The organism is Sulfitobacter sp. SK025 (genome assembly GCF_003352105.1).
Classification (GTDB): Bacteria; Pseudomonadota; Alphaproteobacteria; order Rhodobacterales; family Rhodobacteraceae; genus Sulfitobacter; species Sulfitobacter pontiacus.
Genome location: NZ_CP025808.1, coordinates 2,614,947 through 2,641,303, shown reverse-complemented (window position 1 = coordinate 2,641,303; position 26,357 = coordinate 2,614,947). Strand labels below are relative to the sequence as shown.

Sequence of the window (26,357 nt, the reverse complement as noted above, 5' to 3'; positions counted from 1 at the left end):
GATGGCCCCTTAGAAGGTGAGGGGGTATTCCTTGGCCAGCGCGTCGAATTTCATCAACGACGCAACCAGCGCAGGCATCTGATCCAGATAGATCATGTTCGGCCCGTCCGACGGTGCGTTGTCCGGGTCTTCGTGGGTCTCGATAAAGACCGCGCCCACGCCAATCGCGACCGCTGCACGGGCCATGACGGGGGCGAACTCGCGTTGTCCGCCGCTGGAGCCACCTTGCCCGCCGGGCTGCTGGACTGAATGGGTCGCGTCCATCACGACAGGGTATCCGGTTTGCGCCATCTGCGGCAGGCTGCGCATGTCAGCGACCAATGTGTTGTAGCCAAAGGAGGTGCCGCGTTCGGTCAGCAAGATGCGTTTGTTACCGGTGGATTCGATCTTGGCGACGACATTGGGCATATCCCACGGGGCAAGAAACTGACCCTTTTTGACGTTCACAACCTTGCCCGTATTGCCCGCGGCCAGCAGCATATCGGTCTGGCGGCACAGGAAGGCCGGGATTTGCAGGATGTCCACGGCCTCGGCCGCGATGGCGCATTGCGCTTCGGTATGCACGTCGGTCAGGACGGGCACGCCGATGGATTTGCCCACCGATTGCAGCACAGCCAGACCTTCGTCGATGCCAAGCCCGCGTTTGCCACCAAGGGAGGTGCGGTTGGCTTTGTCATAGCTCGCCTTGAACACGAACTGGGCGCCCACGGCATCGCATGCCTCTTTCATCTGGCCGGCGATCATCTGGGCGTGGGTTTCGCTTTCCAGCTGGCAGGGGCCTGCGATCACCGTCAGCGGGCGATCATTCCCGATGACGACATTTCCAACGGTGACTTGGGTCATTTTGTTACCTGTTCTTTCAGAATGGAGGAGGTCAGCGATAGCATGAGGTAGATGCCCGCAAAGATCAGGAATGTCAAAATCGTGTTCTCGAACTTGCGTGGGTATGAGGCGCTTTGCGACGCCACCGGACGCACCGCGACGGTCAGATATCGGACCTGGCGGCTGGCCTCTGTGCGGGCTTGTTCCATCTGGGTCTGGGACGCCTGCAAGGCGGCATCCGCCGCTGCCAGATCGGCCTGCGCCAGTTGCAAGCTGACCGCTTGTTGTGCAAGCGAGTTGGTGCCCTCGGTCGCGCTGTTCATGCGTTCGTTCAGCTTGTCCAGCTGCGCGCTAAGCCGGCGCACGTCGCCTTGGGCACCGTCCACCTTGGCGCGGTTCGGGCGCGGGTTGTCGAGCAGGGCGGCAAGTTCAAGCTCTTTTTCCAGCAGCAAGGTTTCATAATTGGTGATCTGCCCGCGGATCGATGCGATCACCGCCTGCGGGTCCACCCCGTTGTCGACCTGCAGCTTGATCAGCGCTTCCTGCGCCGCGCGGCGTTTGGCGACCGTCTGCTCAAAGGCTTCGCGGGCGTCGCGCATGCCGTCTTCGCGCTTTTGTTGCGACAGGGCGTTCACGCGTTCTTCGGCATATTGCAGCAGGTGTTCGGAAAAGTCTTTCGCGACCTCGGGATCGGCGGCAATCACCTCCATGCGGATCATGCCTTCGGTCGGATCGTATCCGATTTTGACGTTGTCCTTATAGTATTTATACGCTTCCTCGTTCGACGCGTCAGGGTTCATCCGCTGGATCGGGTCGATCGCGGGGTCCGAGAAATGCTTCATAAAGCCGACATCTCGGTCCAGCCGCAGCATCGCGTCTTTTGACTGAAGGTAACTTTGTGTCGCGATACTATCGGCGGAGTTGGCAAACTGCGTCGGCAGCAGCCCGCCAAGGGGGCCAAGCCCGCCCGTGCCTTCGTTCTGGATAATCAGGAACTGGCTGTCTGTCGCATACATCGGCGTGGCGATGTTGTAGAAATAATACCCGCCCATGATTGTGGGCAGCCCGACAAAGAACGCGAGACGCACCATAAGCAACGCCATCTTGCGGCGGCGGCGCCTGGTGATGTCACGCTGGATGTCCGAGATCTCGCGCATGCGGCGTTCCATCGGATTAACGTCGGTCGAGGGCAGATTGCGCCCCCCGGCAGGGACTGTCTGGGGAAGCTGGATGCGCCCTTTCTGCAATGCCGTCCCGGTGGATTGCTTGTCCTGAGGAACGACCAGTTCCAGCATGTTGGAGCGTTGGAACGGGTCGATCCCTTCGGCGCGCAGCAATCGCACCGCATCGAAGTCAGAGGTCGGGGCAAGCCCGTGTTTTTGCGCCACGCGACGGGCCATGCGCAGCTGGCGGCCGGTCAGCCCTTCGCGGCGGATCGCGTCGATGTCCTGCTCTCCGCTGACTTCGGTCGCTGATGACACCTCGCCGCTGCGGGCGTCGGAGGGCGGGGTCGGGCGCGCGGCGGAGGCTGCGGCAGCTTGGCCGGGCGCTGCAGCTCTCGGTGCTTCGCCGCGTGATGCAGCCGCAGCGCGTGGCGCGTCGGGGGCCTGCGGCTTTGGCGTGGCTGCCGCGGGGGCGTCACGTTCGACCGCGTCGTTCCCCTTGGGGGCCGCAGCAGGGGTCGCACGTTTGATGCGGAATTTTCTAGCCTTGGGTTTCGTAGTCATACAGCTGTTTGGCCTCTTCCAAGGTGTCGAAGATATGTAGCTTTCCGCCAAGCAAGACAGCAGCGGACCGCGCGAATTGTTCCAACGTCTCGGCTTGGTGCGAAACGATGATGATCGTCGTCGTGCGCAGCCGTTCTTGCAGAATTTCGCCCGCCTTGCGGTTGAACTCCACATCTGTGGTGCTCGGCATGCCTTCGTCGATCAAATAGATGTCGAAATCAAGCGCAAGCAGCAGTGAAAACGAAAACCGTGATTTCATCCCGGCCGAATATGTCCCGACGGGCTGGTCAAAATATTCCCCTAACCCACACAGCCAGCGACAAAAGCTTTCGACGTAGTCAGGGTCCAGCCCATAGAGACGGGCAATATAGCGGGCATTCTCTACCGCGGAAACCTTGTTGACGACACCGCCCATGAACCCCAGCGGGAAGCTGATGTTGCAGCCGCGCCGGATCTCGCCTTCGTCCGGCTTTTCCAGCCCCGCCATCATATTGATAAGGGTCGTCTTGCCGGTGCCGTTCGGGGCGAGGATGCCAAGGGAATGACCCAAATCCACGCGAAATGACACATGGTCGAGAATGACCTTGTGTTGCGTGCCAGTCCAAAAGGACTTGGAGACGTTGTCGAATTCCAGCATGCCTGCTCCGATTGGTGCTGTTGCGGGTATGTCGCGCCCTGTTTCCCGAGCCTTGGGCGGTGTCTAGCCCTCTATTTTGACTATATTATGTCGTAGTTGGGGCCGAATTTTCAAGGAGCCAAAACGCCCCACGCGCCCGAAGGCAGTGCCATCGGCGATGGTTTGCAGGGCGCGCTATACGAAAGGTCGAGGGGTGCGGGTGTTAGTGACCGATCACCTTGGCGTCGTGGCAACGGGCATCCTGGGTCTCAAGCTCCAGCGTGACGTGGTTCAGATCGAACTCGGACTTCAGGTAGGATTTCAACGCTTGGCGCAGGGCGCTTGGGTCGGTGCCTTGTTCGGCAACGATATGGGCGTCAAAGGCAGCGCCGTGTTCCTCCATCAGCCACAGGTGCACATGATGGACGTCTGCAACACCGGGCTGGTCGCGCAGTGCCGCGATCACGTCTTCGGTGCGCAGCGCATCGGGCGAGGCAAGCATCAGGATCCGTGCCACCTGCGGCAGTTCGGTCCCGGATTGCCAAAGGATGTATCCGGCAATCAGCAGCGTGGCCAACGGGTCCACCCAAGCCCATCCGAACAGGATCATCAGCGTCCCCGCCACGATCACGGCAACCGACCCCAAGGCATCCGCCACATTGTGCAAAAAGGCCGCGCGGATGTTCACGCTGGATTTGGATGCGCGAAAGGTCAACGCGGCGGTGCCCAGATCCACCAGCAAGGCGAAGCCGGCGACGATCACCACGATCCAGCCCGCCACGGGTTCGGGATTGGCAAAGCGCATCGCGGCCTCATAGACCAGATACAGGCCGATCACGATCAACGTGGTATAGTTGATCAGCGCCGCGACCGCCTCGATCCGGCCGTAACCAAAGGTCATATCTGCATTGGCTGGACGGCGGGCGATCTTGCGCGCGGCAAAGGCGATGATCAGCGCGATGGCGTCGCTGAAGTTATGCAGCGCATCGGCGATCAGCGACAGGCTGCCCGCGACGATCCCGCCGATGACCTGCGCGACCGTGAGGCCGAGGTTGATCGCCACCGCGAGGGCAATCTTGCCGTCGCCGCTGTCGGGATCGACGTGATGGTGGTGACCGTGTGACATGGGGGGACTTTCGCTATCTGTGGTGTTAACCGTGGGGATGATCAGGGCAGGGTACCGCGGCGTCGGCGCAACACTCTGTCATCAGGAACTCGGACAGATCCTGTACCGCGTCATGGGATACCGCCGCGCAGATGGTGCTACGCCCCTGCCGCTGCTGGCGCACCAGTCCCGCGGCTACAAGCAGTTTCAGATGATGGGTCAGCGTCGACCCGGTGATACCCGCGCGATCACCCAGCGTGCCGATGGTCAGCCCGTCAGGGCCTGCGCGCACCAGCAAACGGAGCACTTGCAACCGTTGCTCTGACCCGAGCGCGGCAAAGCGCGCAGCGGCCAAGGAAAGGTCATGGGGGGAGGCGGGAGTCATTTTCATGTTTTTAGAAATATAGAAATGATTGGCCGCGTCAAGCTCATTTCGAAATGTCTCGAAACGATGGTCAAACACCACCGCGTCACCGCCCCCTTTGAAACCGGCGCGCCACCGCTTAGGTCTACCACCATGACCGACATCCGCCCCGAACTCAGCCAATGCACCCTCTGCTCCGACCGCTTTGCGGCTACGGCGACGGGGCACCGGCCCAATCCGGTGGTCTGGTTCCAACCCGGCGCGCGGCTGCTGATCGCCTCGCAAGCGCCGGGGTTGAAAGTGCATGAGGCAAACACCCCCTTCTGGGATGCCTCGGGCAAACGGCTGCGCGACTGGCTGGGCGTGGACGAGACGACCTTTTATGACCGCAGCCGCGTGGCGATCATCCCCATGGCCTTTTGCTTTCCGGGTTATGACGCCAAGGGCAGCGATCTGCCGCCTCCGCCGATCTGTGCGAAGACATGGCGGGCAGGTGCGCTGGATACCGTGCCCGATATCCGCCTGACTGTGTTGATCGGGGCCTATGCCATGCGCTATCACCTGCCCGGGTTCACCACAGTCACCCGCGCCGTCGCCGATTGGCAAAACCACCCGAAGGGCGTCTTTGCCTTGCCTCATCCGTCGTGGCGCAATACCGGTTGGCTCAAGAAAAATCCGTGGTTCGAGGAGGACGTGCTTCCCCGGCTCCGCGCTGCTGTAAGGAATGTACTGGATGACTGAAGCGACGCCCCTGGACATCGCCCATGCCGCCATGATGGCCGATGAAAGCGATGACGCTGCCCGCCTGCGGTTCTACGAACGCATGGCCGATGTGGAGCTTTTCCTGCTGCTCGAAGCCGAACCGGACGCCGATCAGGTCAGCCCTGTCCTGCTCGAGGACGCCTATGTGCTGGTCTTTGACCGGATCGAACGGCTTGCGGCCTATGTCGGGCAGCCCGCGCCCTATGTGGCGCTGTCGGGGCGCGCGATTGCGGGGATGCTGGATGGCCAACCGCTTGGCATGGCGGTGAACCTGGATGTCGCCCCTTCGGCGATCGTGCTGCCCGACAGCGCCGTGGCTTGGCTGCGCGACACACTCGCCCATGAAGCCGGAGAGGTCGAGGCGCGCATCGACCGTGTTCTGCCGCCCAAGGGCCTGCCCGAAACGCTGATTGCCGCGATTGATGCCAAGCTGGCGACCGCCACAGGCATGGCGGCAGGGGCGTGGCTGGTCGGGGTTGAATACACCGGCGGCGGGCGCGGGCATCTGCTGGGCTTTGTCGGGGCCATCCCGCGCGCGCAAGACGCGCTGGTTCGTGCCGCTTCCGAGGCGCTGACATTCTCGGGTATCGATGCGGGGGCCATGGATGTGGGCTTCTTCGCGCCCTCTGATCCGACGGTTGAAAAACTGTCGAAAGTCGGGCTGCGTTTTGATCTGCCCCAGATGGACCCGCTGGAAAAAACCCCGCGGATGGAGGCCCCCGGCTCTGACCCGTCAAAGCCGCCGATCCTGCATTAGCGAGGACCAAAGCCGCTTGCATCCCGCCCCGCTTGGCGCGATCAATAGGCCATGACATTGAACCCCGCCGATCCCGCATTCGAGGCCGCGCTGCGTGCCGATCTGTCGCCCGACGTCTTCCGCGCGGTCGAACCCCGCTATCTGGAAGAACCCCGCGGGCTGTATGCCGGAAAATCGGCAGTGCTGGCTCTGCCACGCACGGTCGAAGAGGTCGCGACCCTGATCCGCCATGCCAATGCAGCACGGGTCGGCGTGATCCCCTATGGCGGTGGTACCGGACTTGTGGGCGGCCAGGTGGCAGACTCTGGCCCCGCCCCGCTGATCCTGTCGCTGGAACGCATGAACAAACTCCGCGCAGTCTACCCCGATGAAAACGTGCTGGTAGCCGAAGCGGGGATGATCCTGTCCGACGTGCAGGACGCCGCCGAGGCGGCGGATCGCCTGTTTCCCCTGACCCTCGCGGCACAGGGTTCTGCCCGAATTGGGGGGAACCTCGCGACAAATGCGGGCGGCACCGGCGTGCTACGCTATGGCAACGCCCGCGATCTCTGTCTGGGGCTAGAGGCCGTGCTGCCCGATGGCCAGATCTGGAACGGCCTGACACGGCTGCGCAAGAATAACACCGGCTACGATCTGCGTCACCTGCTGGTTGGTGCCGAGGGCACGCTTGGCGTCATCACCGCCGCTGCGCTCAAACTCTACCCGCGGCCCGCCAAGACGGGGACCGCGCTGCTGGTCGTGAACTCTCCGGCGGCGGCGCTGAAGCTGCTGTCGCTCGCGCGCAGTCAGTTGGGCGAGATGATCAGCGCGTTCGAGATCATGAACGGCGTCGGGCTGGATTTCCTCACCGAAAAGATGCCCGAACTCCGCCAGCCCTTCGAGAGCCCGCCAGAATGGAGCGTGCTGATCGAATTGGGCCTCAGCGGTGATCTGGAACCGATGGCGGCGCTCGAGACGCTGTTTGCCGCCGCCTTCGAGGCGGAGCTGGTCACAGACGGGCTGATCGCGCAAAGCCAGCAGCAGTCCGAAGATTTCTGGGCCGTCCGCGAGATGATGCCCCACGCCAACCGCCAGATCGGGTCGATCTCCAGCCACGATATCTCGGTCCCCTTGGGCGCGCTGCCCGAATTTATCATCCGCGCGGGGGAAAAGGTCGGCGCGCTGGGCGATTTCAGGATCAATTGTTTCGGCCACGTGGGCGACGGCAACCTGCACTACAACGTTTTCCCGGTGCAGGGCCGAAGCCGCGAGGATCATCTGGAGGATCGCTTGCCCATCAAGACGGCGATCCATGATCTGGTGCACGAGCTCGGCGGCTCTGTCAGTGCGGAGCACGGGATCGGGCGGCTCAAGGTCAATGACCTCGAACGCTATAGCGATCCGGCAAAGCTCTCTGCGTTGCGCGCGATCAAGGCGGCGCTGGATCCGAACGGGATCATGAACCCCGGCGCGATGTTCCCCGCGCCGGAATAAAGTCTCGGCAATGCGGTTTACGCGCCTTCAAAGGCACAGAGCGCGTTGACCTCCATCCCCATCGCTTCCAGCCGCTTGCGCCCGCCAAGTTCCGGCAGGTCGATGATAAAGGCGCAGGACACGATCTCGCCGCCCAAACGCTGGATCAGCTTGATCCCCGCCTCGGCGGTGCCACCGGTGGCCAGTAGATCGTCGACAACCAACACCTTCTCACCGGGCTGGATCGCGTCGTCGTGCAGCTCCACAATCGCCTCGCCGTATTCGAGCTTGTAATCCTGAGAGATGGTGCGACCGGGCAGCTTGCCCTTCTTGCGGATCGGCACAAAGCCGACGGACAGCTGATGCGCAATCGCGCCACCCAGAATAAAGCCGCGCGCCTCAAGCCCGACGACCTTGTCGATGTCGATGCCGGCATAGGGGTGCAGCATCTGGTCGATGGCCATACGGAACCCGCGCGGGTCGGCGAAAAGCGTGGTCACATCGCGAAACATGATCCCTTCGTGAGGGAAATCGACAATGGTACGGATGTAATCTTGAACCTGTTTCATGCAGTGCTCCGGTCGTTGGGCTTTGGTCGGTCGCCACACCAGCGCAACAACCGCGCCACAGCGTTAAGCGACCCGCTCCCTGTCAGCAAGCATCTTCCACAGCGCGGCCCCGCGGGAACTCACGTCAAAGCCGCAAGGCCCCGCTTCATTTTGCCAAATAAACTCAGCTGCCACAGCACCCGCCACGGGCGCTGCGACAGCGTTTGCAGTGCGCCTAAAGCACGCGCCCCGCGACGGCATCCAGCTTGGCCACAAGGGCCGCGTCGCGCATTTCGGGCTGGGTCATGATCGCATATTCCAACGCACGGTCGCAGCCGTGCGGGCAGGGGGCGCGGTCGGCTCCTAGCAGTTTGGGCAGGCGCGCGACCAGCTGACGGCCCTTGTCGGCATTGCCCATCAACGTCTCGATGATCTTGGTCACATCGACCTCGCCGTGGTCCGGATGCCAGCTGTCGTAATCCGTGATCATCGCGACCGAGGCATAGCAAAGCTCTGCCTCGCGGGCCAATTTCGCTTCGGGCATATTGGTCATGCCGATCACATCCGCCCCCCAGCTTTCGCGGTACATCTTGGATTCCGCCAATGTGCTGAACTGCGGCCCCTCCATCGCAAGGTAGGTGCCGCCGCGGTGCACGTTGATGCCCGCGTCGCGCGCAGCGGTTTCGCAGGCGTCGCCCAAACGTGGGCAGGTGGGGTGCGCCACGCTGACATGGGCCACGCAGCCGGTGCCGAAGAAAGATTTCTCCCGCGCGATGGTGCGGTCGATGAACTGGTCCACAATCACAAAATCTCCCGGCGCCATTTCATCGCGGAACGACCCGCAAGCCGAGACGCTGATCACATCCGTGCAGCCGAGCCGTTTCAGCGCATCGATATTGGCGCGATAGGGAACGGTAGAGGGCGCATGCACATGTCCGCGCCCGTGGCGCGGCAGAAAGGCCATCTCTACCCCGTCCAGCGTGCCGGTCAGGATCGCATCGGATGGCGGGCCCCAGGGGCTTTCCACGGTAAGCCATTCGGCCCCCTCCAGCCCGTTGATGTCATAGATGCCGGAGCCGCCGATCACGGCAATTTTCGTCTGAGTCATGAAGTCGCCCTTGGATTGAGTTGTGCGCAGAGTATCAAGCTTGGCCCATAGGGAAAGCCTTGAATCCGGTCCGCGCCGTCGCGTGGCTTCCATTTTGTTCACGTTTCAGCTAGGAGGCCGCAAAGACCTTTCCGACTTATTGATGCGATTTGACCCGAAGGATGCCCGATGGCGCGTACCACGTTCCGTAGTTTTACCAAAAATCTTGATGTGACCGACCTGAGATGGATGCCGGGAGAGGGGTTCTCTCCGTCGCGGCTGCGCATCGAATTGCTGTCGGGGCTGACCGTCGCCCTGGCCCTTGTGCCCGAAGCGGTTGCCTTTGCCTTTGTCGCGGGGGTCCACCCGTTGGTGGGCCTCTATGCGGCCTTTCTGGTGGGGTTGATCACCGCGTTGATCGGCGGGCGTCCGGGGATGATCTCGGGGGCGACGGGTGCTTTGGCGGTTGTGATGGTCGCATTGGTGGCGCAGCACGGGGTGGAATATCTGTTCGCCACGGTCGTGCTGATGGGGCTGATCCAGATTTTCGCGGGTGTCATGCAATGGGGCAAGTTCATGCGGTTGGTGCCGCACCCTGTTATGCTGGGGTTTGTGAACGGTCTGGCCATCGTGATCTTCCTTGCCCAGATGGGCCAGTTCAAAGTACCGGGCACGATGGTTGATACAGGTCACGGCATGTCGGGTGGCGAATGGCTGTCGGGTGGGCCGCTTTACCTTATGCTGGCGCTGGTAGCCGCGACGATGGCGATCATCTGGGTCATGCCGCGCATCACCAAGCTGATCCCCGCACCGCTGGCAGGCATCGGCATCATCGCCATTCTGGTGATCGCGACAGGCATGGATGTGCCACGGGTCGGCGATCTGGCATCTATCGAGGGCGGCTTTCCGACGTTCCACATGCCGTTTGGCGAAGGTGTCGGCCTGTACGGCACCGCCTTGGCACCCTTCACGCTCGAGACGCTGTATATCATCCTGCCCTATGCGGTGATCCTTGCGGCTATCGGCCTGATTGAATCGCTGCTGACGTTGAATCTTGTCAGCGACCTGACCAACACCCGCGGCGGGGCCAGCCAGGAATGTATCGCGCAGGGTGTGGCCAATACCGTGACCGGCTTCTTCGGCGGTATGGGCGGTTGCGCCATGATCGGTCAGTCCATGATCAACGTGAAATCCGGCGGGCGCACGCGGGTTGCGGGGATTGCGGCTGCGGTCTTTTTGCTGCTGTTCATTCTGGTCGGCGCGCCACTGATCGAACAGATCCCGCTGGCAGCACTGGTCGGGGTGATGTTCATGGTCGTGATCGGCACCTTCGCGTGGAACTCCTTTGGGATCCTGCGCAAAGTGCCACTGACCGATGCCTTCGTGATCCTGCTGGTCACTGTCGTCACCGTCTACGAAGACCTTGCGGTCGCGGTGGTCGTCGGTGTGATCGTGTCGGCGCTGGCCTATGCGTGGAACAATGCGCGGCGCATTCACGCCAAGACATACACCACACCCGAAGGGGCCAAGGTCTATCAGATTCAGGGGCCGCTGTTCTTTGGATCGTCCGAAGGTTTCGCCGAGCTCTTTAACGTCAAGGCCGACCCCAGCGAGGTGATCGTCGATTTCGAGGACAGCCGCGTTGTGGACCAATCCGCCCTGCAAGCGATCGAGACGATTGCCGCGAAATACGAAGGCGCGGGCAAGCGCATCCAGCTGCGCCACCTCAGCCGCGATTGTCACCGTTTGCTGAAGAAGACCGGGCATCTGATGATCGATAGCGACGATGATCCCGACTACGAGATCGCGGCGAACTATCAGGTCCGTACCGGCATTCTTGGCGGTCACTAAACCGCCCGACCGAGGGAAACAAAAAGCCCCCGATGCAGTCCGCATCGGGGGCTTTTTGCTTTTCGGAATGGGGCGGGATCAATCGTCGGGGCGGATGATCTCGAACACGTCGGTCACGCGGGCATAATCGCGGTAGCCCAAGCGGGACAGCGGTTGGAAGGTCGTCACATCAAAGCGCCCGTCCTTGATGCAATCGTCGCGCATATGGACGCCGACGACCTCGCCGAAGACGACAAAGTTATTCTCTCCCTCGATCTTGACCATCTGGGTCATGCGGCATTCCAGGCTGGCAGGGGCGGTCGCCACACGGGCGCAATTGATCTGGTCGCAGCTCGCCTTTTCGACGCCAGCGTGGCCGAATTCATCCGCGCCATGGGGCAGCGTCGCAGAGGAGGCGTTCATCGCGTCGCGCATCGCGTATTCGACAATGTTCACGCAGAAGACGCCGGTCTCGCGGATGTTGGCCATGCTGTCCTTGGTCCCGTCCACATCGGCCTTGGTCCCGGTAGAGGCAAACATCACCTGCGGCGGCGTATAGGCGACCCCGTTGAAAAACGAATAGGGGGCCAGATTGTCGTTCCCGTCCGCGTCTCGGGTGGAAATCCATCCGATCGGGCGTGGGGTGACAATCGCGTTGAACGGGTTATGGGGCAGGGGGTGGCCGTCTTGCGGGCGGTAGAACATCAAACTCTCCTCATGGTTTGCACCTATGGCTAGCGCCATGATAAAGGCAGCGCCACAGGAAAACCGTCCAGAGGGCCACGCCTTGTATCATATTACCCCCGAGACGGCTGCCGATCACTGGGAAGTCGAAGCGTTATACGACACCTGCTTTGCGCCGGGACGCGAAGCGTTGTCGTCCTATCGCCTGCGCGACGGGGTGCCGCCTGTGGCGGGGCTGAACCATGTGGCACGTGACGCGGGCGGTATCCTTGCCGGGGCCATCCGCTATTGGCCGATCTGTATCGGTGCCCATGCCGCGCTGTTGTTGGGGCCCGTTGCCGTGCACCCGACGCGGCAGGGCGAAGGCTTGGGTGCCTTGCTGATCGAGGGCAGTCTGGCGCAAGCGGCCCCGCTGGGGTGGTCGCGCGTGATGCTGGTGGGGGATGCGCCTTACTATAACCGCTTCGGCTTTACCCTGCTGACCGATGTGGTGATGCCGCCGCCAACGAACCCTGAACGGGTGTTGGGTCGCGCGCTGGTCGATGGCGCGTGGGAAGGTATCGCGGGCGATGTCACCGCTTGGCCACATTGAAAGCGGTGGCGGGATGGCCCACATTCTAGCCAAACAGGCGGAGGCCCCACCCCATGCAGATTGAAAGCAACCTACCCAGCACCATTGACGTAGAGGCACGGCTGGACCAGATCGCCAAGCGCTACAAAAGCGCGGGCGGTGTGGGTATCAATGTGTTGAACGTCATCGGCGGCAGCGCCGAGGGGTTGATCGACAAGCTTCCCTCGCCCGTGCGCCGCAATCTTGAAAGCGCCACCGTCAAGGCATTGGGCCAGGCGATGAAGGCAGCGACGTCGACGCGGTCGATGGTGCCGGACCAGAAAAGCTGGCTGAACCAGGCGGTCAGCGCGGCGATGGGGGCGGCGGGCGGCGCAGGTGGCCTGCCTACGGCACTGGCAGAGCTGCCGGTGACGACGACCTTGTTGCTCCGCGTTATTCAGGGGGTGGCGGTGGAACACGGCTTTGATGCCCATGCCGAGAATGTGCAGTTCGATTGCGTGCAGGTGTTCAGCGCCGCGGGGCCCTTGTCAGAGGATGACGGGGCCGATCTGGCGTTCCTATCGGCGCGGGTCGCGCTAAGCGGGCGCGCCATGCAGGCGGTGATTGCCAAAGTGGCTCCGCGTCTGGCGCTGGTCTTGGGGCAAAAGCTGGCCGCGCAGGCGGTGCCGGTGCTGGGGGCGGTGGCCGGTGCGGCGACCAACTATGCCTATACCAGCTATTACGAAGATATGGCCCATGTGCATTTCGGGCTGCGCAAGCTGGCGATTGATGCGGATGTGCCCCACGAAGAACTAGTCGAGCGGCTGCGCGCGAAGGTCGGGCTGCGCAAGATCGCCTAGCGCCCGATACTGCCCGGCGCGACCGTGGTGGCCTTGAGGATCGCATAGCAGGTCATGCCCGGTGTCAGGCCAAGCTCGGCGACAGCGCGTGCCGTCACACGGCTGAGCAACCGGTCACGCCCCGCACGCAGGGCAATGGCCGCGCCCGGACCGTCGCCGGGGTGAACCGCCTCGACCGTGACGGGCAGCACGTTGACCGAGCTTAGCCCCTCGGGGCGGGTCAGGGACAGGATCACGTCCTGGGCCAGCATCCGCAGACGCACGCGGGCACCGGCATCGGCGTGCACGCCGGGCAGCTCAAGCTCTCCGGCGCTGATCCGCAGGGTCGTGATCCCGTCATTCCCATGCTCAAGGACATCCGCCTCGATCACGGCACCCGCCTCGCGGACACCAAGCAGGGGCACGGCGGCGGGATCGGCCATGACATCGAACAGCGGGCCTTGCGCCTGAACCTTTCCGTTCTGGATCAGTACCAGCGTATCGGCCAGCCGCGCGATCTCGTCCACCGCGTGGCTGACATACAGGATCGGCAGCCCCAGCGGCCCGTCGCGCAGCCGCTCGAGAAAGGGCAAAATCTCTTGCTTGCGGGGCCCGTCCAGACTGGCGAGCGGTTCATCCATCAGCAACATGCGCGGGTGGCTCAGCAAGGCGCGGCCCAAGGCGACGCGCTGCTTTTGGCCGCCTGACAGCGTGGCAGGCGCGCGGTCGAGCAATGTCTCTAGCCCAAGCAGTGCCACCACGTCGCGTTGAGACGGGCCGCTGCTGCCGCGCGGCGCATAGCGGGCACCGAACATCAGGTTTTGCGCCACGCTGAGATGCGGGAACAGCCGCGCATCCTGAAACACGGTGCCAAGCCGGCGCTTGTGCGGGGGGACATAGATGCCGCCTTCGGTGTCCAGCAGCACCTCGTCCTCGATCACGACGCGCCCGCGGTCGGGGTGGAGCAAGCCGCCAACGGCGTTGATTACGGTGGATTTTCCGGCCCCCGACCGGCCAAACAGCGCGGTGATTCCGGGCCCGGCCTCAAGCGCGAGGTCCAGCGCGAAGCCGTCAAAGCGGTGCGACAGGGACAGGGAAAGCGTCATGCGCCCGCGATCCTTTTGGCAACGCGGCGGGCGAGCAGCTCGGACAGAAGAACGGCGCTGACCGCGATGGCCGAAGACATAAGCACCATCGCCACCGCCTGACCCTCGCCACCGGGTATCTGCAAGGCGGCCCAGATGGCGCTTGGCAGGGTTTGCGTCTGGCCGGGGATATTGGCGACAAAGGTGATCGTGGCACCAAATTCGCCCATGGCTTTGGCAAAGCCCATCACGGTCCCCGCCAGCACACCGGGCAAGATCAGGGGCAGGGTGATACGGGCGAAAACCGCCACGCGGGGGGCACCGAGCGTGGCAGCGGCGTCTTCAAGCTTGGGGTCTACCGCCTCTATCGCGAGGCGCATGGCGCGGACCATCAAGGGGAACCCCATGATGATCGCCGCCAGCACCGCGCCGGACCAGTGGAACGCCAGTTGCAATCCGATGGCGTCCAGTGCGCGGCCCAAGGGCGCGTTCCGTCCGAATGCCATCAGCAGCAGATATCCCGTGACCACAGGCGGCAAAACCAGCGGCAGATGCACGGCGGCATTCAGCAGCGCCTTGCCCCAGAAATCCCGCCGCGCCAGCAGCCACGCCACCCAAAGCGCCAGCGGAATTGCCAGCAGCGTCGCCCAAACTGCGACCCAAAGCGACAGACGCAGCGCGTCCCAGGCGGCGGCGTCTGCGGTCATTCGGGAAGCGGCTTGAAGCCGTGGCGGGCAAAGACCGCGCGGGCGTCGTCGGACTGCAGATGCGCCATGAAGGCCGCGCCGCTGTCAGAAAGCGCGGCGGCGGGGTAGGTGATCGGGCTGTGTGTCTCCTGCGGGATATCATAGAGGATGCGGACCTGTGGATCGGCCAAAGCATCGGTGCGGTAAACCACGCCCAAAGGCGTCTCTGCCCGTGCGACCAAAGCCAGTACGCTGCGCACGTTATCCGTCTCTGCCAGATGCGGGGCGATCGCGTCCCATTGTCCGGTCGCCTCAAGCCATTCGCGCGCGTAGATACCGGCGGGCACCGCGTCCCGTTGACCCATCGCTAACCGCGCATCGCCAAGGGCACCCGCCAGATCGGCGGGGTCCGGGGCGATATTGCTGTCTGTGGGGGCGATCACCACAAGCGAATTGCCCAGCAGATCAACCACCGCGTCCGATTTGACCGCGCCGCGATCCCGCAGCCATGTCATCCAGACCGGTGCCGCAAGCAAGACCACATCGGCAGGGGCACCCGCATCGATCTGCCGTGCCATCGTGCCGGACCCGCCAAACGACAGCGCCACATCGCCGTCATAGCCGCGCGCGACCTCGTCCAGGGCACCGCGCAGGCTGGCGGCCGCAAAGACCGTCACCGAAGGCTGCTCTGCCTGCGTGAGGGTGGGCAGCAGCGCTGCAAAAATGAGCGGCAAAAAACGTTTCATTCCCGCAGTATCCGCCATGCCGTAGGGGCGTGCAAGGGCGACTGGTCTTGTCATCACGGCACGGGTAGGCTTTTGTTGCCGTACCACCCCGGAGACAGAATGCCCCGCATGAAACAGCTGCCCATATCACTGCAAGGTGCCCGCAAGGGAGAGGTGCGAACACAGTTCGCCGCGCTGTGTTACCGCGTGCGCCAAGGCAAGGTGCAGGTGCTGTTGATCACGTCTCGGGGGGCGAAACGCTGGATTGTGCCGAAAGGCTGGCCGATGGATGCCAAAACCCCCGGTGCCGCCGCCGCGCGCGAGGCATGGGAAGAAGCGGGCGTGCGCGGGCGGGTCACGGGCGGCTGCCTTGGCGTCTATTCCTACACAAAGGAAATGGACGACGGAGAGATGTTGCCGGTGGTGGCCATGCTCTATCCCGTAGAGGTCAAGATCACCGCCGATAAATACCCCGAAGCCGGCCAGCGGCGCCGCAAGTGGATGTCGCGCAAGAAGGCCGCCAAAATGGTGTCAGAGCCCGAGCTGGCGCGCATGATCCGGGACTTCGATCCGCGCGGGCGGAGTTGAGCCGCTTGACGGGACCGGCTTGCGCCCCCATTTTTAAGATATCTTAACGACGAGAGGATGCCTGCGGGCGCGATGATCAAGTTTTCGCTGAAATGTGATCAGGACCACCAGTTTGAAAGCTGGTTCAAATCTGCCGCCGCCTTTGATGCGCTGGCGCAGGCGGGGCATCTGACCTGCGCGCTGTGTGGGTCGACCAAGGTGACCAAGGGCATGATGGCCCCCCGTGTCACAACCGGCGAGCGCCGCGAGAACCGCGGTGAGGGTGGTCAAAAGCCGGACGCCGCAGTGCCGGTGCTATCGAAACCTCAAAGCGCGTTGGAAGAGGCGCTGAAGGCGCTGCGCAAAGAGGTCGAAACCTCCTCGGAATATGTGGGCGATGATTTCGTGCGTGAAGCCCGTGCCATCCACATCGGGGATGCGCCCGACCGGTCGATCTACGGCGAGGCGCGTCTGGACGAAGCCGTCGCCCTGATCGAAGAGGGTATCCCGCTGACACCGCTGCCGTTTCGGGCCAAACGCACCACGTCATAGACGGCGGGTCGCAGGCGACCTTGGGCGGGCGGATACCCCGCCCCGCCACCTTGCAACTTGCGGTTCACACATAATTTCCCTGCGTTACGACAGCGGCCTGCGGGCTTGCTAAGGGCGGCGCTTGCGCGTACACCGCGCCGGAGTTTTGCAACGGGGGACATATGCCTGTTCTGGTGATGAAGTTTGGTGGCACGTCGGTGGCCACCTTGGACCGTATCCGCCGCGCGGCCAAACGCGTGGGCGTTGAAGTGGCCAAGGGCTATGACGTGATCGTCATCGTTTCCGCCATGTCGGGAAAGACGAACGAGCTGGTCGGCTGGGTGAACGAAACCTCTCCGCTATATGACGCTCGCGAATATGACGCTGTCGTCTCCTCGGGCGAGAATGTCACCGCTGGTCTGATGGCGCTGACCTTGCAGGAAATGGACGTACCGGCGCGCAGCTGGCAAGGCTGGCAAGTGCCGGTCAAGACGACCTCCGCGCATTCCTCGGCCCGGATCGAGGAAATTCCGCCTGCAAACATCATGGCGAAATTCGGCGAAGGCATGCGCGTCGCGGTTGTCGCGGGCTTTCAGGGCGTTTCCCCCGAGGGCCGGATCACCACGCTGGGGCGTGGCGGGTCGGATACCACCGCCGTCGCCTTTGCCGCTGCCTTTGATGCAGAGCGTTGCGATATCTACACCGATGTGGACGGGGTCTACACCACCGACCCGCGGGTGAGCGCCAAGGCGCGCAAGCTCGACAAGATCGCCTTTGAAGAGATGCTGGAGCTGGCGTCGCTGGGGGCCAAGGTGCTGCAAACCCGGTCGGTCGAACTGGCCATGCGGTACAAGGTCAAGCTGCGCGTGCTGAGCAGTTTTGAGGAACAATCAGACGAGGCTGGAACGCTGGTCTGCGCCGAGGAGGAAATTATGGAAAGCAATGTAGTATCCGGTATCGCGTTTTCGCGTGACGAAGCAAAGATGACGCTGGTATCGGTCGCGGATCGCCCCGGCATTGCCGCCGCGATCTTCACCGCACTCAGCGATGGTGGCGTGAACGTCGATATGATCGTTCAGAACATCTCGGAAGAGGGGCGCACCGATATGACGTGGTCCTGCCCCGTCGATCAGATCAAACGCGCGGAAGTCGCGATTGATGCCGCGAAAAAATCGGGCGAGCTGAATTTCGACGATCTGATCGCGGACACCGATGTGGCGAAAGTGTCGGTCGTGGGTATCGGCATGCGCAGCCACACCGGCGTTGCGGCGAAGATGTTTCAGGTGTTGTCGAACGAGGGTGTGAACATCAAGGTCATCACCACCTCCGAGATCAAAATCTCTGTTCTGATCGACCGCAAATACATGGAGCTGGCCGTTCAGGCGCTGCATGACGCGTTCGAGCTGGACAAACGCGCCTAATTCCCGGGCACCCCATCTGCGAAGATCACAGCGTTTTCCCGCAACAGGGGAAAACGCATCTTCCGGCCTCGGGGAGCAGATGATAGATGTCAATGATATCAGGCGTTTCAATTTTGGGACGCCTGTGATCTAAGCTGGCATCGCCGGGGGGAAATGATCACATGGCTGATGGGATAGAGACAGAAAGCCGCAAGCTGTTGGGTCGCTTACGCGATGCCATGGCCAGTGATGATGCAGGGCAGGCGCGGCTGGACAAGATCACGCATCTGATCGCGTCCTCTATGGGTTGCGAGGTCTGTTCTATCTACCTGTTCCGCGATGAAGACACGCTGGAACTTTGCGCGACCGAAGGGCTGAAGGCCGATGCGGTCCACGAGACGCGCATGAAGATGGGCGAGGGGCTGGTCGGCCGCGTCGCCAAACGCAAACGCATTATCAACACGCCAAATGCCCCGCAGGCCCCCGGTTTCCGCTTTATGCCGGAAACGGGCGAAGAACTGTATTCAAGCTTTCTGGGGATACCGGTGCAGCGCTTGGGCGAGATGCTGGGCGTTCTGGTGGTGCAATCCAAAGCCGCGCGGGAATTCTCGGCTGACGAGGTTTATGCGCTGGAAGTGGTCGCCATGGTACTGGCCGAAATGACCGAGCTGGGGGCCTTTGTCGGCGAGGGTGCCGCGATGTCGGCGCGGCACAGTCAGGCGGTTCTGATCCGCGGCACCGTGGCGCAAGAGGGCGTTGCCGAAGGCCACGTCTGGCTGCACGAGCCGCGCGTTGTCGTGTCAAAGCTTGTGGCCGATGACCCTGCCAGTGAAACCGCACGCCTGAACGAGGCGGTCGATGATTTGCGCGTCAGCGTGGATCAGATGATGGCGATGGCAGGCGGGGACAAAGACCAGCAACAGGTGCTTGAAGCCTATCGGATGTTCGCCAACTCCAAAGGCTGGTTGCGCCGGATGGAGGAAGACATCGGCCGTGGCCTGTCTGCCGAAGCGGCTGTCGAGAAAGAGCAATCTCTGGCGCGCGCCCGTATGGGGCAGGCCGCCGACGCCTATCTGCGCGAACGTCTGTCCGATCTCGATGACCTCAGCAACCGCTTGCTGCGCATTCTGACAGGGCAGGGGTCGAACACGGGGGCCGAGATGCCCACCGACCCTATTCTGGTGGCGCGCAACATCGGACCGGCAGAGCTGTTGGAATACGGCCGTTCCCTGCGCGGTATCGTGCTGGAGGGCGGGTCAGTTGGCAGCCATGCCGCGATTGTCGCACGGGCGCTGGCGATCCCGCTGATCGTGCATGCCAGCCGCGTGACCAATGATGCGCTGAACGGCGACCGGATCATGGTGGACGGCGAACAGGGCGTGGTGCATCTGCGCCCCGAGGAAACCGTTGCCTCTGCCTTCCGCGACAAAATCGCGATGCAGGCCGAGGCGCAGGAACGCTATGCGTCGATCCGCGACAAACCGGCGATCACCAAATGCGGCACGCGGGTCGGGCTGCATATGAACGCGGGTCTCATGGCAGATCTTCCCTCGCTTGACGGGTCAGGGGCCGAAGGGGTGGGGCTGTTCCGCACGGAGCTTCAGTTCCTTGTGCGCAGCCAGATGCCGAAACGGTCGGAGCTGTCCGCGCTTTATAGCCGTGTGTTGGATGCCGCGTCGGGCAAACGTGTGGTGTTCCGGACGTTGGATATCGGGTCGGACAAGGTGCTGCCCTATATGAAGCCCAACGACGAACCGAACCCCGCTTTGGGGTGGCGTGCGATCCGTGTCGGGCTGGACAAGCCGGGCATGATGCGGATGCAGTTGCAGGCGTTGATCCGTGCGGCGAACGGGCGCCCCTTGTCGGTGATGTTCCCCTTTGTCGCGCAGTTCGAAGAATACCGCGCCGCCCGTGCCGAGATGGACAAGACGCTCGCCCGCGAGGCGCGCTTGGGCCATGTGCTGCCGTCGCAAATCGAAGTGGGCGCGATGCTCGAGACCCCGTCGCTGGCCTTTGCCCCGACGAAGTTTTTCGAAGAGGTCGAATTCCTGTCGATTGGGGGCAACGATCTGAAGCAGTTCTTCTTTGCCGCCGACCGCGAGAACGAGCTGGTGCGCCGCCGCTATGACACGTTGAATGTCAGTTTCCTGACCTTCTTAGAGAACATCGTAGACCGTTGCCGCGAAACCGGTACGCCACTGTCGTTCTGTGGCGAGGATGCGGGCCGCCCCATAGAGGCGCTGTGCTTTGCTGCCATCGGGATCACAACGCTGTCCATGCGTCCCGCGTCCATCGGGCCGGTCAAAAGCATGTTGCACCGCTCTGATCTGGGGGAAATCCGCGAGGTGATTCATGCCGCACGGGATCGCGGGGATCAATCGGTACGTCCCGCGGTGATGGAGTATCTGCGCAGCCAGACCAACGAAGTCCGCCGCTTGCCTTGAAGGACCTGACGGCTTGTCTGATTTGTCGGGTGGGCCCGACTTATCCACGCGGGCGCTGAATGCCGTGTGGCAAAATCCATGCGCGCAAGGCGGTTATGCACATCTTTCGCGTGGCGGGCCAGGCTCTTACCTCAGTTTCGCAGAGCGAAAAAAGAAACCGAAATAACGGCTATGCGCGTGCAGGATAATTCCCTTTAATGCCCCCAAGTCGCAGCGCGGAGGACCGCTGCAGCCAGCTATGGGAGAGGCGCGGGCATATGAACCCTTTTGTATTCAACACCACAAAATCCGTCGTATTCGAAAACGGGGCCGCCGTGCGTATCGCCGCGCTGGCAGGCGGGTTGCTGGGCAAGACGTGCCTGTTGATCACCGACCCCGGTTTGCGCAAACTGGGCCTGTGCGACCCTTGCATCGATGCGCTTGAGAAAGCCGGTCATCAGGTCACCGTCTTTGATGATGTAGAGGCCGACCCCTCGCGCGAGACATTGATGCGTGCGGTAGAGGCAGGGCGCAGCGCGGGGGCGACCGGAGTCATCGGCTTTGGCGGCGGGTCATCGCAGGACGTGGCCAAGCTTGTGGCGCTTTTGCTTGGCTCTGACGAGGATCTGGATGCCGCTTGGGGGGTAGGGCAGGCCAAGGGGCCGCGCCTGCCGCTGGTATTGGTCCCCACCACTGCTGGCACCGGGTCAGAGGTCACGCCTGTGTCGATCATCACCGTCGGGGCAGAGGAAAAGCGCGGTGTCTCCTCGCCGGTAATCCTGCCTGACATGGCCATTCTGGACGCCTCCCTGACCGTCGGTCTGCCCGCGTCGATCACCGCGGCCACAGGCGTTGACGCGATGGTGCACGCGATCGAATCCTATGCCTCCGTCAATGCCAACAACAACCCTGTGTCCAAGCTACTTGCCCGCGAGGCGCTGCGCCTGCTGGGGGCCAATATCGAAACCGTCGTTGCGGATGCCAGCAACCTTGAGGCCCGCGGCGCGATGTTGCTAGGGTCGATGCTGGCGGGGCAAGCCTTTGCCAATGCGCCCGTCGCGGCGGTACACGCGCTGGCCTATCCCATCGGTGGCACCTTCCATATCCCGCACGGGCTGTCCAACGCGCTGGTGCTGCCCCACGTGCTGCGCTTCAACGCGCCCCAAGCCAGCAGTGTCTATGCCGAGATCGCTGCCGATGCCTTCCCCGACCTGGCAGAAGTCGAAGGCGGTCAGGCCCGCACCGCCGCCTTCGTTGATGCGCTGACGGATCTGTCCAAGCGGCTTGGGCTGCCGCCGCGCCTGCGCGATGTCGATATCCCCCGGTCCGCGATCCCCAAGATGGCCGAAGACGCGATGGTGCAGGCCCGTCTGCTTGTGAACAACCCGCGCGAGGTGACACAGGCCGATGCTCAGGCGATCTACGAGGCGGCTTGGTAATGGCTGCCCGCGCACCTGCCGCCACCCGTGCCGATTTCGCGGATTTCTATCCATTGCAGACGCGATGGAACGACAATGACACCTATGGGCATATGAACAACGTCGTGCACTATGCGCTGTTTGACACGGCCGTAAACGGCTGGCTGATAGAACGGGGGCTGCTGGACCCGCAGACCAGCCCCGCCTTCGGGCTCGTCGTGGAAACCGGTTGCCGCTATTTCGGAGAGATGGCCTTCCCCGACCGCGTGACAGCGGGGCTGCGGGTGGCGCAGCTTGGCAAAAGCTCCGTCCGGATGGAGCTGGGCCTGTTCCGGAACGACGAGGAAAACGCCTCTGCCGAAGGGTTCTTTGTGCATGTCTATGTAAACCGCGACGACCACCGCCCGACAGAGATTCCCGCCGCGACCCGTACCGCGCTAGAAGGGCTGAAAACCACGGCCTGAGCGTGGCGTAATCCCGCGCGCCCTAGCTTGGCGGTTGCAAATGCTTGGTGTCCACATGTTATACATCCCCGAATCACAGCGTTTTTCTGCGTTGCGGCATTCTGTGTCGCGCGGGATGACGCGTTGAAATTTAACAATAAACCGGAGAAATCTCCCCGTGTCCAAGAAGAAACGTATCGTCGTTAAAATCGGATCCAGTCTGTTGGCCAATGAAGAAAAGCTGACATTGCGCTATGCTTTCATGAACGGTCTCATGGCGGATTTGGGGGACCTTCAGGACCAGGGATACGAGATCATCCTGACCTCTTCAGGCTCGGTCGCGCTTGGCCTGAACATGATCGGAAAACGCCCCGAAGAGGCCGGTATTCTGGACAAGCAAGCGGCGGCCGCCTGTGGTCAGCCACTGCTGATGAACGCCTACCGTCAGGTTGCGAATGAATACAATTTTGACGTGGCGCAAATGCTGGTGACCGTCGAAGACATGGAAGAACGTCGCCGCTTTCTGAACATCAAGAACACCATGCTGCGGCTGTTTGAAAACCAGATCTTGCCCATCATCAATGAAAACGATTCCATCGCCACACGCGACTTGAAAGTGGGCGACAATGACCGCCTTTCGGCCAAGGTGGCCCAGATGGTCGAGGCCGATCACCTGATCATCCTGACCAGCGTCGAAGGCCTGTATGACCGTGACCCCTCCGAACCCGGTGCCCAGTTCATTGAGGAAATCGAAGATGTGTCCGAACACCTCGAATCCACCAAAAGCATCAGCGAATTGGGCAGCGGCGGCATGCTGACCAAGATGTTGGCGGCCAATATGGCACAGAACGCCGGTGTCGAGACGATCATCGCCGACGGCATCATCGAACGCCCGATTTCCTCGGTGCTGAACAACGAACGCCGCCACACCCGTTGTCTGGCGTCGGGCAAGGCCGCGTCGCCGCTGATGATCTGGCTGAGCAACCGTTTGCAGGTTGCCGGAACGCTGGTCGTCACGGACGAGGCTGTCCGCGCGATCACCGCCAAGGAGCGCGGCTTGCAGCGTGATGATCTGGTGTCGATCCAGGGCGAATTCTCCAAAGGTGACGTGCTGCACGTCTATGATGAGCAGGGGAACGAGTTCGCCCGCGGGCTGACCAACTTCTCGTCAGAAGAGACGATCCTGATGGCGCGCAACCCCGAGATGGAGATCGAGGATGTCATCGGCTACAAAACCAAAAGCGCGGTTGTGGGGGCGGAAAACATCCTGATCCTCGAAGATCACCACCTGCAGCTCGACGCGCCCGAAGAAGACGACAAGCCCGTCATTTCCCTGTAATTGACCATTTCACGGCGGGAGATATTTTTCCCGCCGTTTTGCTTTAAACTGGGCTAGACATTTCCCCAGAAAATCGGGATAAGCGCCAAACGCATAGGGGCAGTGGCCCATGTGCCAGCCGCGTCATCGCGGCCAAGGCGAGTTGGCGGAGTGGTTACGCAGCGGATTGCAAATCCGTGTACAGGAGTTCGATTCTCCTACTCGCCTCCACTATATTCCCCTATATAAATTATGTTTCTCACAGGCTGACCGCGCGTGGCATGCGTCGTGGCTATGGCATCCTCTATGTTTTAACCGTATCATCCGCCAAATACGGAAAATTGCGCCTATTGACCCGACTGGCCGTTGCCCGGCGGGCGGTGATGTGGCATCTCACGAGACAAATAACTGAACGAAAGAGTTTAGCTGATGACAGATTTCACAGCCCGCCGCACCATGATGGTTGATACTCAGGTGCGCCCTTCGGATGTTACCAAGTTCCCGATCATTGATGCGATGCTTAAGGTGGCGCGCGAGGATTTTGTGCCGGTGGCCCGCCGCGAGGCAGCTTATCTGGGCGAAAACATCAGCTTGGGCGAAGGACGCGTGCTGCTTGAGCCGCGGACGCTGGCCAAGATGCTGGACGATCTTGGGGTCGAGAATGACGAGCTGGTGCTCGATATCGGCTGTGGCTACGGCTATTCCTCTGCCGTGATCGCACATATGGCCGAAGCGGTCGTCGCCGTCGAGGATGACGAGCAGATGGCGAAAGAAGCGCAGGAAGCCCTGATCAACGCGGATATCGACAATGTCATCGTACACCACGGCCCGCTGGCTGATGGGGCACAGCAACATGGGCCCTATGATGTAGTGATCGTGCAAGGCGGCGTGGCTGACGTGCCCGAAGCGCTGTTGGCGCAGCTCAAGGATGGCGGGCGGATCGCTTGCCTGTTCATGGACGGCCCCCTGGGCGAGGTGCGTTTGGGCTACAAAAGCGAACGTGGCATCAGCTGGCGCAAAAGTTTCAACGCCGCCGCACCTGTCCTGGACGGGTTTACCCGCGCGAAAGAATTCCAGCTTTAAGCTATCAGAACTGCTGCAGATGACGGCAGATGCAGTGACACCGATGGAGTGTAAAATATGATGAATACGGGCAAGATGCGGTCCGTCCGCAGCATGATCGCGGCGTCCTGCGTCGGTTTGGGGCTGCTGGCACCGATGGCCACACAGGCAGAGACATTGGCCGATGCGCTGGTCGGGGCCTATAACAACTCGGGCCTGCTGGACCAGAACCGCGCCGTGTTGCGCGCCGCAGACGAAGATGTGGCGATCGCGAAATCCGCGCTCAAGCCGGTGCTGCAATGGACGGGAAACCTGACACAATCCTATAACCGGTCGGTCAGCGGGGGCACCAGCACCATCCCGGCGGGTTTCAAAAGCTCTACCGATTCACTGACGACATCGGTGAATCTTGTGGCGTCGCTGCTGGTCTATGACTTCGGGTCGTCGCGCTATGCGATCGAGGCGGCAAAAGAAACCGTGCTTGCCACGCGCGAAACGCTGGTCAGCGCCGAACAGCAGATTCTGCTGCGCGCCGTTGATGCCTATATGACCGTGATCCAGACGCAGCAGCTTGTCTCTCTGGCCGAGAATAACGTGCGGGTTCTGACGCAGGAATTGCGCGCCGCCCGTGACCGTTTCGAAGTGGGGGAGGTGACCCGCACCGACGTATCACTTGCCGAAGCACAGCTGGCCGCCGCGCGGAGCAATCTTGCCGGTGCGCAGGGCGATTTCATCAGTGCGAAAGCCTATTACAAGGTGGCCGTGGGGCGTGAGCCCGGTCGTCTAAGCCCGCCGCCAAGCCTGCCGAAACTGTCCAACAGCATCGCGACCGCCAAGGCACTTGCGGTGCGTCAGCACCCCGATATCCTGACCGTCCAGCACCAGGTCGCGGCTGCCGATCTGCTGGTACGCAGCAACGAAACCGCACTGAAGCCCAATGTCTCGGTGCAGGGGGCTTACGGTCTGACCGAGACGTTTGATTCCCAAGCCTCGACACGCAGCGGGTCGATCGGCTTTCAGGTCGGGCAAACGATCTATCAAGGCGGTGCCTTGTCGGCCGGTGTTCGCAAAAGCCAGGCGCAGCGCGACGCACAGCGCGGCAACCTGCATGTGGTGGTTAAAGACGTGGAGCGCGCGGTCAGCGATGCCTATGCGGGGCTTGCCTCTGCCCGAGCGCAGATCGAAGCCTCCCAGCGTCAGGTCCGCGCCGCACAGATCGCCTTTGACGGTATCCGCGAGGAAGCCAGCTTGGGCGCGCGCACCACACTTGATGTGCTGGACGCAGAGCAATCCTTGCTCGACGCCCGTTCTGCCCGTGTGTCGGCGCAATCGCAGCTTTATGTTGCGGCCTATTCCGTGCTCTCCGCGACGGGTCAGTTGACCGCGCAGGACCTGAAACTGCCGGTGCAGATCTATGATCCATCCGCCTATTATAATATGGTTAAGGACGGCCCGACGAAATACTCCAAAGAGGGGAAGCAGTTGGATCGTGTGCTGAAGGCGCTGCAAAAAGACTGACATTTTCACCACCCCCATTGTGAGAAGCCAACCTTCGG

General features: G+C 62.2%; 26 protein-coding genes and 1 tRNA gene. 16 read left to right on the top strand and 11 right to left on the bottom strand.

From position 1 onward, the window contains the following. Positions 1 to 9 precede the first annotated feature (9 nt). The 5 genes from kdsA to C1J04_RS12770 form a co-directional block, all read right to left on the bottom strand. Entirely contained in the window at positions 10 to 843 is an 834-nt protein-coding gene (gene kdsA, locus C1J04_RS12790) for a 3-deoxy-8-phosphooctulonate synthase (RefSeq protein WP_005849405.1), read from the bottom strand. Then, positions 840 to 2,549: a capsule biosynthesis protein gene (locus C1J04_RS12785; RefSeq protein ID WP_114865378.1), complete on the bottom strand. Its 1,710-nt coding sequence runs from the start codon at positions 2,547 to 2,549 to the stop codon at positions 840 to 842. Before C1J04_RS12785 ends, kdsA begins: the two co-directional genes overlap by 4 nt. Then, entirely contained in the window at positions 2,527 to 3,186 is a 660-nt protein-coding gene (locus C1J04_RS12780) for an ABC transporter ATP-binding protein (RefSeq protein ID WP_005849402.1), read from the bottom strand. The genes C1J04_RS12785 and C1J04_RS12780 overlap by 23 nt, the downstream gene beginning before the upstream one ends. Positions 3,187 to 3,388: 202 nt before the next feature. Continuing rightward, positions 3,389 to 4,291: a cation diffusion facilitator family transporter gene (locus C1J04_RS12775; protein ID WP_009825114.1), complete on the bottom strand. Its 903-nt coding sequence runs from the start codon at positions 4,289 to 4,291 to the stop codon at positions 3,389 to 3,391. A gap of 25 nt (positions 4,292 to 4,316) precedes the next feature. Continuing rightward, a complete protein-coding gene (locus C1J04_RS12770) occupies positions 4,317 to 4,661 on the bottom strand; it encodes an ArsR/SmtB family transcription factor (protein ID WP_009825113.1) in 345 nt (114 codons plus the stop codon). Between the two features lie 126 nt (positions 4,662 to 4,787). Between C1J04_RS12770 and C1J04_RS12765 the strand changes: the two genes are divergently transcribed. The 3 genes from C1J04_RS12765 to C1J04_RS12755 are packed head-to-tail and all read left to right on the top strand — an operon-like array spanning position 4,788 to position 7,626. Beyond that, positions 4,788 to 5,375, top strand: coding sequence for a uracil-DNA glycosylase family protein (locus C1J04_RS12765; RefSeq protein ID WP_174226612.1), 588 nt, complete (start codon positions 4,788 to 4,790; stop codon positions 5,373 to 5,375). After that, a complete protein-coding gene (locus C1J04_RS12760; RefSeq protein WP_009825111.1) occupies positions 5,368 to 6,153 on the top strand; it encodes an SseB family protein in 786 nt (261 codons plus the stop codon). Before C1J04_RS12765 ends, C1J04_RS12760 begins: the two co-directional genes overlap by 8 nt. 51 nt (positions 6,154 to 6,204) lie before the next feature. Then, positions 6,205 to 7,626: an FAD-binding oxidoreductase gene (locus C1J04_RS12755; protein ID WP_009825110.1), complete on the top strand. Its 1,422-nt coding sequence runs from the start codon at positions 6,205 to 6,207 to the stop codon at positions 7,624 to 7,626. Between the two features lie 17 nt (positions 7,627 to 7,643). On the opposite strand, the gene C1J04_RS12750 is transcribed toward C1J04_RS12755, so the two are convergent. Both C1J04_RS12750 and C1J04_RS12745 read right to left on the bottom strand, forming a co-directional pair. Further along, entirely contained in the window at positions 7,644 to 8,174 is a 531-nt protein-coding gene (locus C1J04_RS12750; RefSeq protein WP_009825109.1) for an adenine phosphoribosyltransferase, read from the bottom strand. Between the two features lie 214 nt (positions 8,175 to 8,388). Continuing rightward, positions 8,389 to 9,261, bottom strand: coding sequence for an S-methyl-5'-thioadenosine phosphorylase (locus C1J04_RS12745; RefSeq protein WP_009825108.1), 873 nt, complete (start codon positions 9,259 to 9,261; stop codon positions 8,389 to 8,391). A 168-nt stretch (positions 9,262 to 9,429) separates the two neighbouring features. Here C1J04_RS12745 and C1J04_RS12740 point away from each other — a divergent pair, with 168 nt between their 5' ends. Next, complete coding sequence (locus C1J04_RS12740; protein WP_009825107.1) at positions 9,430 to 11,091, top strand: SulP family inorganic anion transporter; 1,662 nt, start codon at positions 9,430 to 9,432, stop codon at positions 11,089 to 11,091. A 78-nt stretch (positions 11,092 to 11,169) separates the two neighbouring features. On the opposite strand, the gene C1J04_RS12735 is transcribed toward C1J04_RS12740, so the two are convergent. Continuing rightward, entirely contained in the window at positions 11,170 to 11,775 is a 606-nt protein-coding gene (locus C1J04_RS12735; RefSeq protein ID WP_037953841.1) for a flavin reductase family protein, read from the bottom strand. 37 nt (positions 11,776 to 11,812) lie between these two features. On the opposite strand from C1J04_RS12735, the gene C1J04_RS12730 reads away from it, so the two are divergent. Then, the gene (locus C1J04_RS12730) at positions 11,813 to 12,346 is read left to right on the top strand and encodes a GNAT family N-acetyltransferase (protein ID WP_009825105.1); all 534 of its coding nucleotides are present in this window, start codon (positions 11,813 to 11,815) and stop codon (positions 12,344 to 12,346) included. A 53-nt stretch (positions 12,347 to 12,399) separates the two neighbouring features. Continuing rightward, the gene (locus C1J04_RS12725; RefSeq protein ID WP_005849379.1) at positions 12,400 to 13,164 is read left to right on the top strand and encodes an EcsC family protein; all 765 of its coding nucleotides are present in this window, start codon (positions 12,400 to 12,402) and stop codon (positions 13,162 to 13,164) included. Here C1J04_RS12725 and modC read toward each other — a convergent pair. Genes modC through modA form a run of 3 tightly spaced genes read right to left on the bottom strand, consistent with a single transcriptional unit; the run spans position 13,161 to position 15,660 of the window. Next, positions 13,161 to 14,249: a molybdenum ABC transporter ATP-binding protein gene (gene modC / locus C1J04_RS12720; RefSeq protein ID WP_009825104.1), complete on the bottom strand. Its 1,089-nt coding sequence runs from the start codon at positions 14,247 to 14,249 to the stop codon at positions 13,161 to 13,163. The genes C1J04_RS12725 and modC overlap by 4 nt on opposite strands. After that, complete coding sequence (gene modB / locus C1J04_RS12715; protein ID WP_009825103.1) at positions 14,246 to 14,935, bottom strand: molybdate ABC transporter permease subunit; 690 nt, start codon at positions 14,933 to 14,935, stop codon at positions 14,246 to 14,248. Before modB ends, modC begins: the two co-directional genes overlap by 4 nt. Further along, positions 14,932 to 15,660 carry a molybdate ABC transporter substrate-binding protein gene (modA, locus tag C1J04_RS12710; RefSeq protein WP_009825102.1) on the bottom strand — a complete coding sequence of 243 codons (729 nt, stop codon included), beginning with the start codon at positions 15,658 to 15,660 and terminating at the stop codon, positions 14,932 to 14,934. Before modA ends, modB begins: the two co-directional genes overlap by 4 nt. 99 nt (positions 15,661 to 15,759) lie before the next feature. Here modA and C1J04_RS12705 point away from each other — a divergent pair, with 99 nt between their 5' ends. The 10 genes from C1J04_RS12705 to C1J04_RS12660 all read left to right on the top strand — a co-directional run bounded on the left by C1J04_RS12705 (position 15,760) and on the right by C1J04_RS12660 (position 26,319). Then, positions 15,760 to 16,227 (top strand): NUDIX hydrolase, encoded by a 468-nt coding sequence (locus tag C1J04_RS12705; RefSeq protein WP_009825101.1) that lies wholly within the window; start codon positions 15,760 to 15,762, stop codon positions 16,225 to 16,227. A 72-nt stretch (positions 16,228 to 16,299) separates the two neighbouring features. Next, the gene (locus C1J04_RS12700) at positions 16,300 to 16,758 is read left to right on the top strand and encodes a DUF1178 family protein (RefSeq protein WP_237279682.1); all 459 of its coding nucleotides are present in this window, start codon (positions 16,300 to 16,302) and stop codon (positions 16,756 to 16,758) included. 161 nt (positions 16,759 to 16,919) lie between these two features. Next, positions 16,920 to 18,158, top strand: coding sequence for an aspartate kinase (locus C1J04_RS12695; protein ID WP_005849367.1), 1,239 nt, complete (start codon positions 16,920 to 16,922; stop codon positions 18,156 to 18,158). A gap of 161 nt (positions 18,159 to 18,319) precedes the next feature. Continuing rightward, complete coding sequence (gene ptsP / locus C1J04_RS12690) at positions 18,320 to 20,581, top strand: phosphoenolpyruvate--protein phosphotransferase (protein ID WP_005849365.1); 2,262 nt, start codon at positions 18,320 to 18,322, stop codon at positions 20,579 to 20,581. Between the two features lie 257 nt (positions 20,582 to 20,838). Next, a complete protein-coding gene (locus C1J04_RS12685) occupies positions 20,839 to 21,999 on the top strand; it encodes an iron-containing alcohol dehydrogenase (protein ID WP_009825099.1) in 1,161 nt (386 codons plus the stop codon). Then, entirely contained in the window at positions 21,999 to 22,442 is a 444-nt protein-coding gene (locus C1J04_RS12680; protein ID WP_009825098.1) for an acyl-CoA thioesterase, read from the top strand. Before C1J04_RS12685 ends, C1J04_RS12680 begins: the two co-directional genes overlap by 1 nt. Positions 22,443 to 22,599: 157 nt before the next feature. Next, complete coding sequence (gene proB / locus C1J04_RS12675; RefSeq protein WP_009825097.1) at positions 22,600 to 23,760, top strand: glutamate 5-kinase; 1,161 nt, start codon at positions 22,600 to 22,602, stop codon at positions 23,758 to 23,760. A gap of 136 nt (positions 23,761 to 23,896) precedes the next feature. Further along, a tRNA-Cys gene (locus C1J04_RS12670) sits at positions 23,897 to 23,970 on the top strand. Between the two features lie 198 nt (positions 23,971 to 24,168). Beyond that, positions 24,169 to 24,822, top strand: coding sequence for a protein-L-isoaspartate O-methyltransferase family protein (locus C1J04_RS12665; protein ID WP_009825096.1), 654 nt, complete (start codon positions 24,169 to 24,171; stop codon positions 24,820 to 24,822). 57 nt (positions 24,823 to 24,879) lie between these two features. Further along, positions 24,880 to 26,319, top strand: coding sequence for a TolC family outer membrane protein (locus C1J04_RS12660; RefSeq protein WP_009825095.1), 1,440 nt, complete (start codon positions 24,880 to 24,882; stop codon positions 26,317 to 26,319). Positions 26,320 to 26,357 lie beyond the last annotated feature (38 nt).

What these genes read in the sequence shown, in the direction of transcription:
- kdsA (WP_005849405.1), bottom strand. Translation starts at nt 843, where the DNA reads ATGACCCAAGTCACCGTTGGAAATGTCGTCATCGGGAATGATCGCCCG.
- C1J04_RS12785 (WP_114865378.1), bottom strand. Translation starts at nt 2,549, where the DNA reads ATGACTACGAAACCCAAGGCTAGAAAATTCCGCATCAAACGTGCGACC.
- C1J04_RS12780 (WP_005849402.1), bottom strand. Translation starts at nt 3,186, where the DNA reads ATGCTGGAATTCGACAACGTCTCCAAGTCCTTTTGGACTGGCACGCAA.
- C1J04_RS12775 (WP_009825114.1), bottom strand. Translation starts at nt 4,291, where the DNA reads ATGTCACACGGTCACCACCATCACGTCGATCCCGACAGCGGCGACGGC.
- C1J04_RS12770 (WP_009825113.1), bottom strand. Translation starts at nt 4,661, where the DNA reads ATGAAAATGACTCCCGCCTCCCCCCATGACCTTTCCTTGGCCGCTGCG.
- C1J04_RS12765 (WP_174226612.1), top strand. Translation starts at nt 4,788, where the DNA reads ATGACCGACATCCGCCCCGAACTCAGCCAATGCACCCTCTGCTCCGAC.
- C1J04_RS12760 (WP_009825111.1), top strand. Translation starts at nt 5,368, where the DNA reads ATGACTGAAGCGACGCCCCTGGACATCGCCCATGCCGCCATGATGGCC.
- C1J04_RS12755 (WP_009825110.1), top strand. Translation starts at nt 6,205, where the DNA reads ATGACATTGAACCCCGCCGATCCCGCATTCGAGGCCGCGCTGCGTGCC.
- C1J04_RS12750 (WP_009825109.1), bottom strand. Translation starts at nt 8,174, where the DNA reads ATGAAACAGGTTCAAGATTACATCCGTACCATTGTCGATTTCCCTCAC.
- C1J04_RS12745 (WP_009825108.1), bottom strand. Translation starts at nt 9,261, where the DNA reads ATGACTCAGACGAAAATTGCCGTGATCGGCGGCTCCGGCATCTATGAC.
- C1J04_RS12740 (WP_009825107.1), top strand. Translation starts at nt 9,430, where the DNA reads ATGGCGCGTACCACGTTCCGTAGTTTTACCAAAAATCTTGATGTGACC.
- C1J04_RS12735 (WP_037953841.1), bottom strand. Translation starts at nt 11,775, where the DNA reads ATGTTCTACCGCCCGCAAGACGGCCACCCCCTGCCCCATAACCCGTTC.
- C1J04_RS12730 (WP_009825105.1), top strand. Translation starts at nt 11,813, where the DNA reads ATGATAAAGGCAGCGCCACAGGAAAACCGTCCAGAGGGCCACGCCTTG.
- C1J04_RS12725 (WP_005849379.1), top strand. Translation starts at nt 12,400, where the DNA reads ATGCAGATTGAAAGCAACCTACCCAGCACCATTGACGTAGAGGCACGG.
- modC (WP_009825104.1), bottom strand. Translation starts at nt 14,249, where the DNA reads ATGACGCTTTCCCTGTCCCTGTCGCACCGCTTTGACGGCTTCGCGCTG.
- modB (WP_009825103.1), bottom strand. Translation starts at nt 14,935, where the DNA reads ATGACCGCAGACGCCGCCGCCTGGGACGCGCTGCGTCTGTCGCTTTGG.
- modA (WP_009825102.1), bottom strand. Translation starts at nt 15,660, where the DNA reads ATGAAACGTTTTTTGCCGCTCATTTTTGCAGCGCTGCTGCCCACCCTC.
- C1J04_RS12705 (WP_009825101.1), top strand. Translation starts at nt 15,760, where the DNA reads ATGCCCCGCATGAAACAGCTGCCCATATCACTGCAAGGTGCCCGCAAG.
- C1J04_RS12700 (WP_237279682.1), top strand. Translation starts at nt 16,300, where the DNA reads ATGATCAAGTTTTCGCTGAAATGTGATCAGGACCACCAGTTTGAAAGC.
- C1J04_RS12695 (WP_005849367.1), top strand. Translation starts at nt 16,920, where the DNA reads ATGCCTGTTCTGGTGATGAAGTTTGGTGGCACGTCGGTGGCCACCTTG.
- ptsP (WP_005849365.1), top strand. Translation starts at nt 18,320, where the DNA reads ATGGCTGATGGGATAGAGACAGAAAGCCGCAAGCTGTTGGGTCGCTTA.
- C1J04_RS12685 (WP_009825099.1), top strand. Translation starts at nt 20,839, where the DNA reads ATGAACCCTTTTGTATTCAACACCACAAAATCCGTCGTATTCGAAAAC.
- C1J04_RS12680 (WP_009825098.1), top strand. Translation starts at nt 21,999, where the DNA reads ATGGCTGCCCGCGCACCTGCCGCCACCCGTGCCGATTTCGCGGATTTC.
- C1J04_RS12665 (WP_009825096.1), top strand. Translation starts at nt 24,169, where the DNA reads ATGACAGATTTCACAGCCCGCCGCACCATGATGGTTGATACTCAGGTG.
- C1J04_RS12660 (WP_009825095.1), top strand. Translation starts at nt 24,880, where the DNA reads ATGATGAATACGGGCAAGATGCGGTCCGTCCGCAGCATGATCGCGGCG.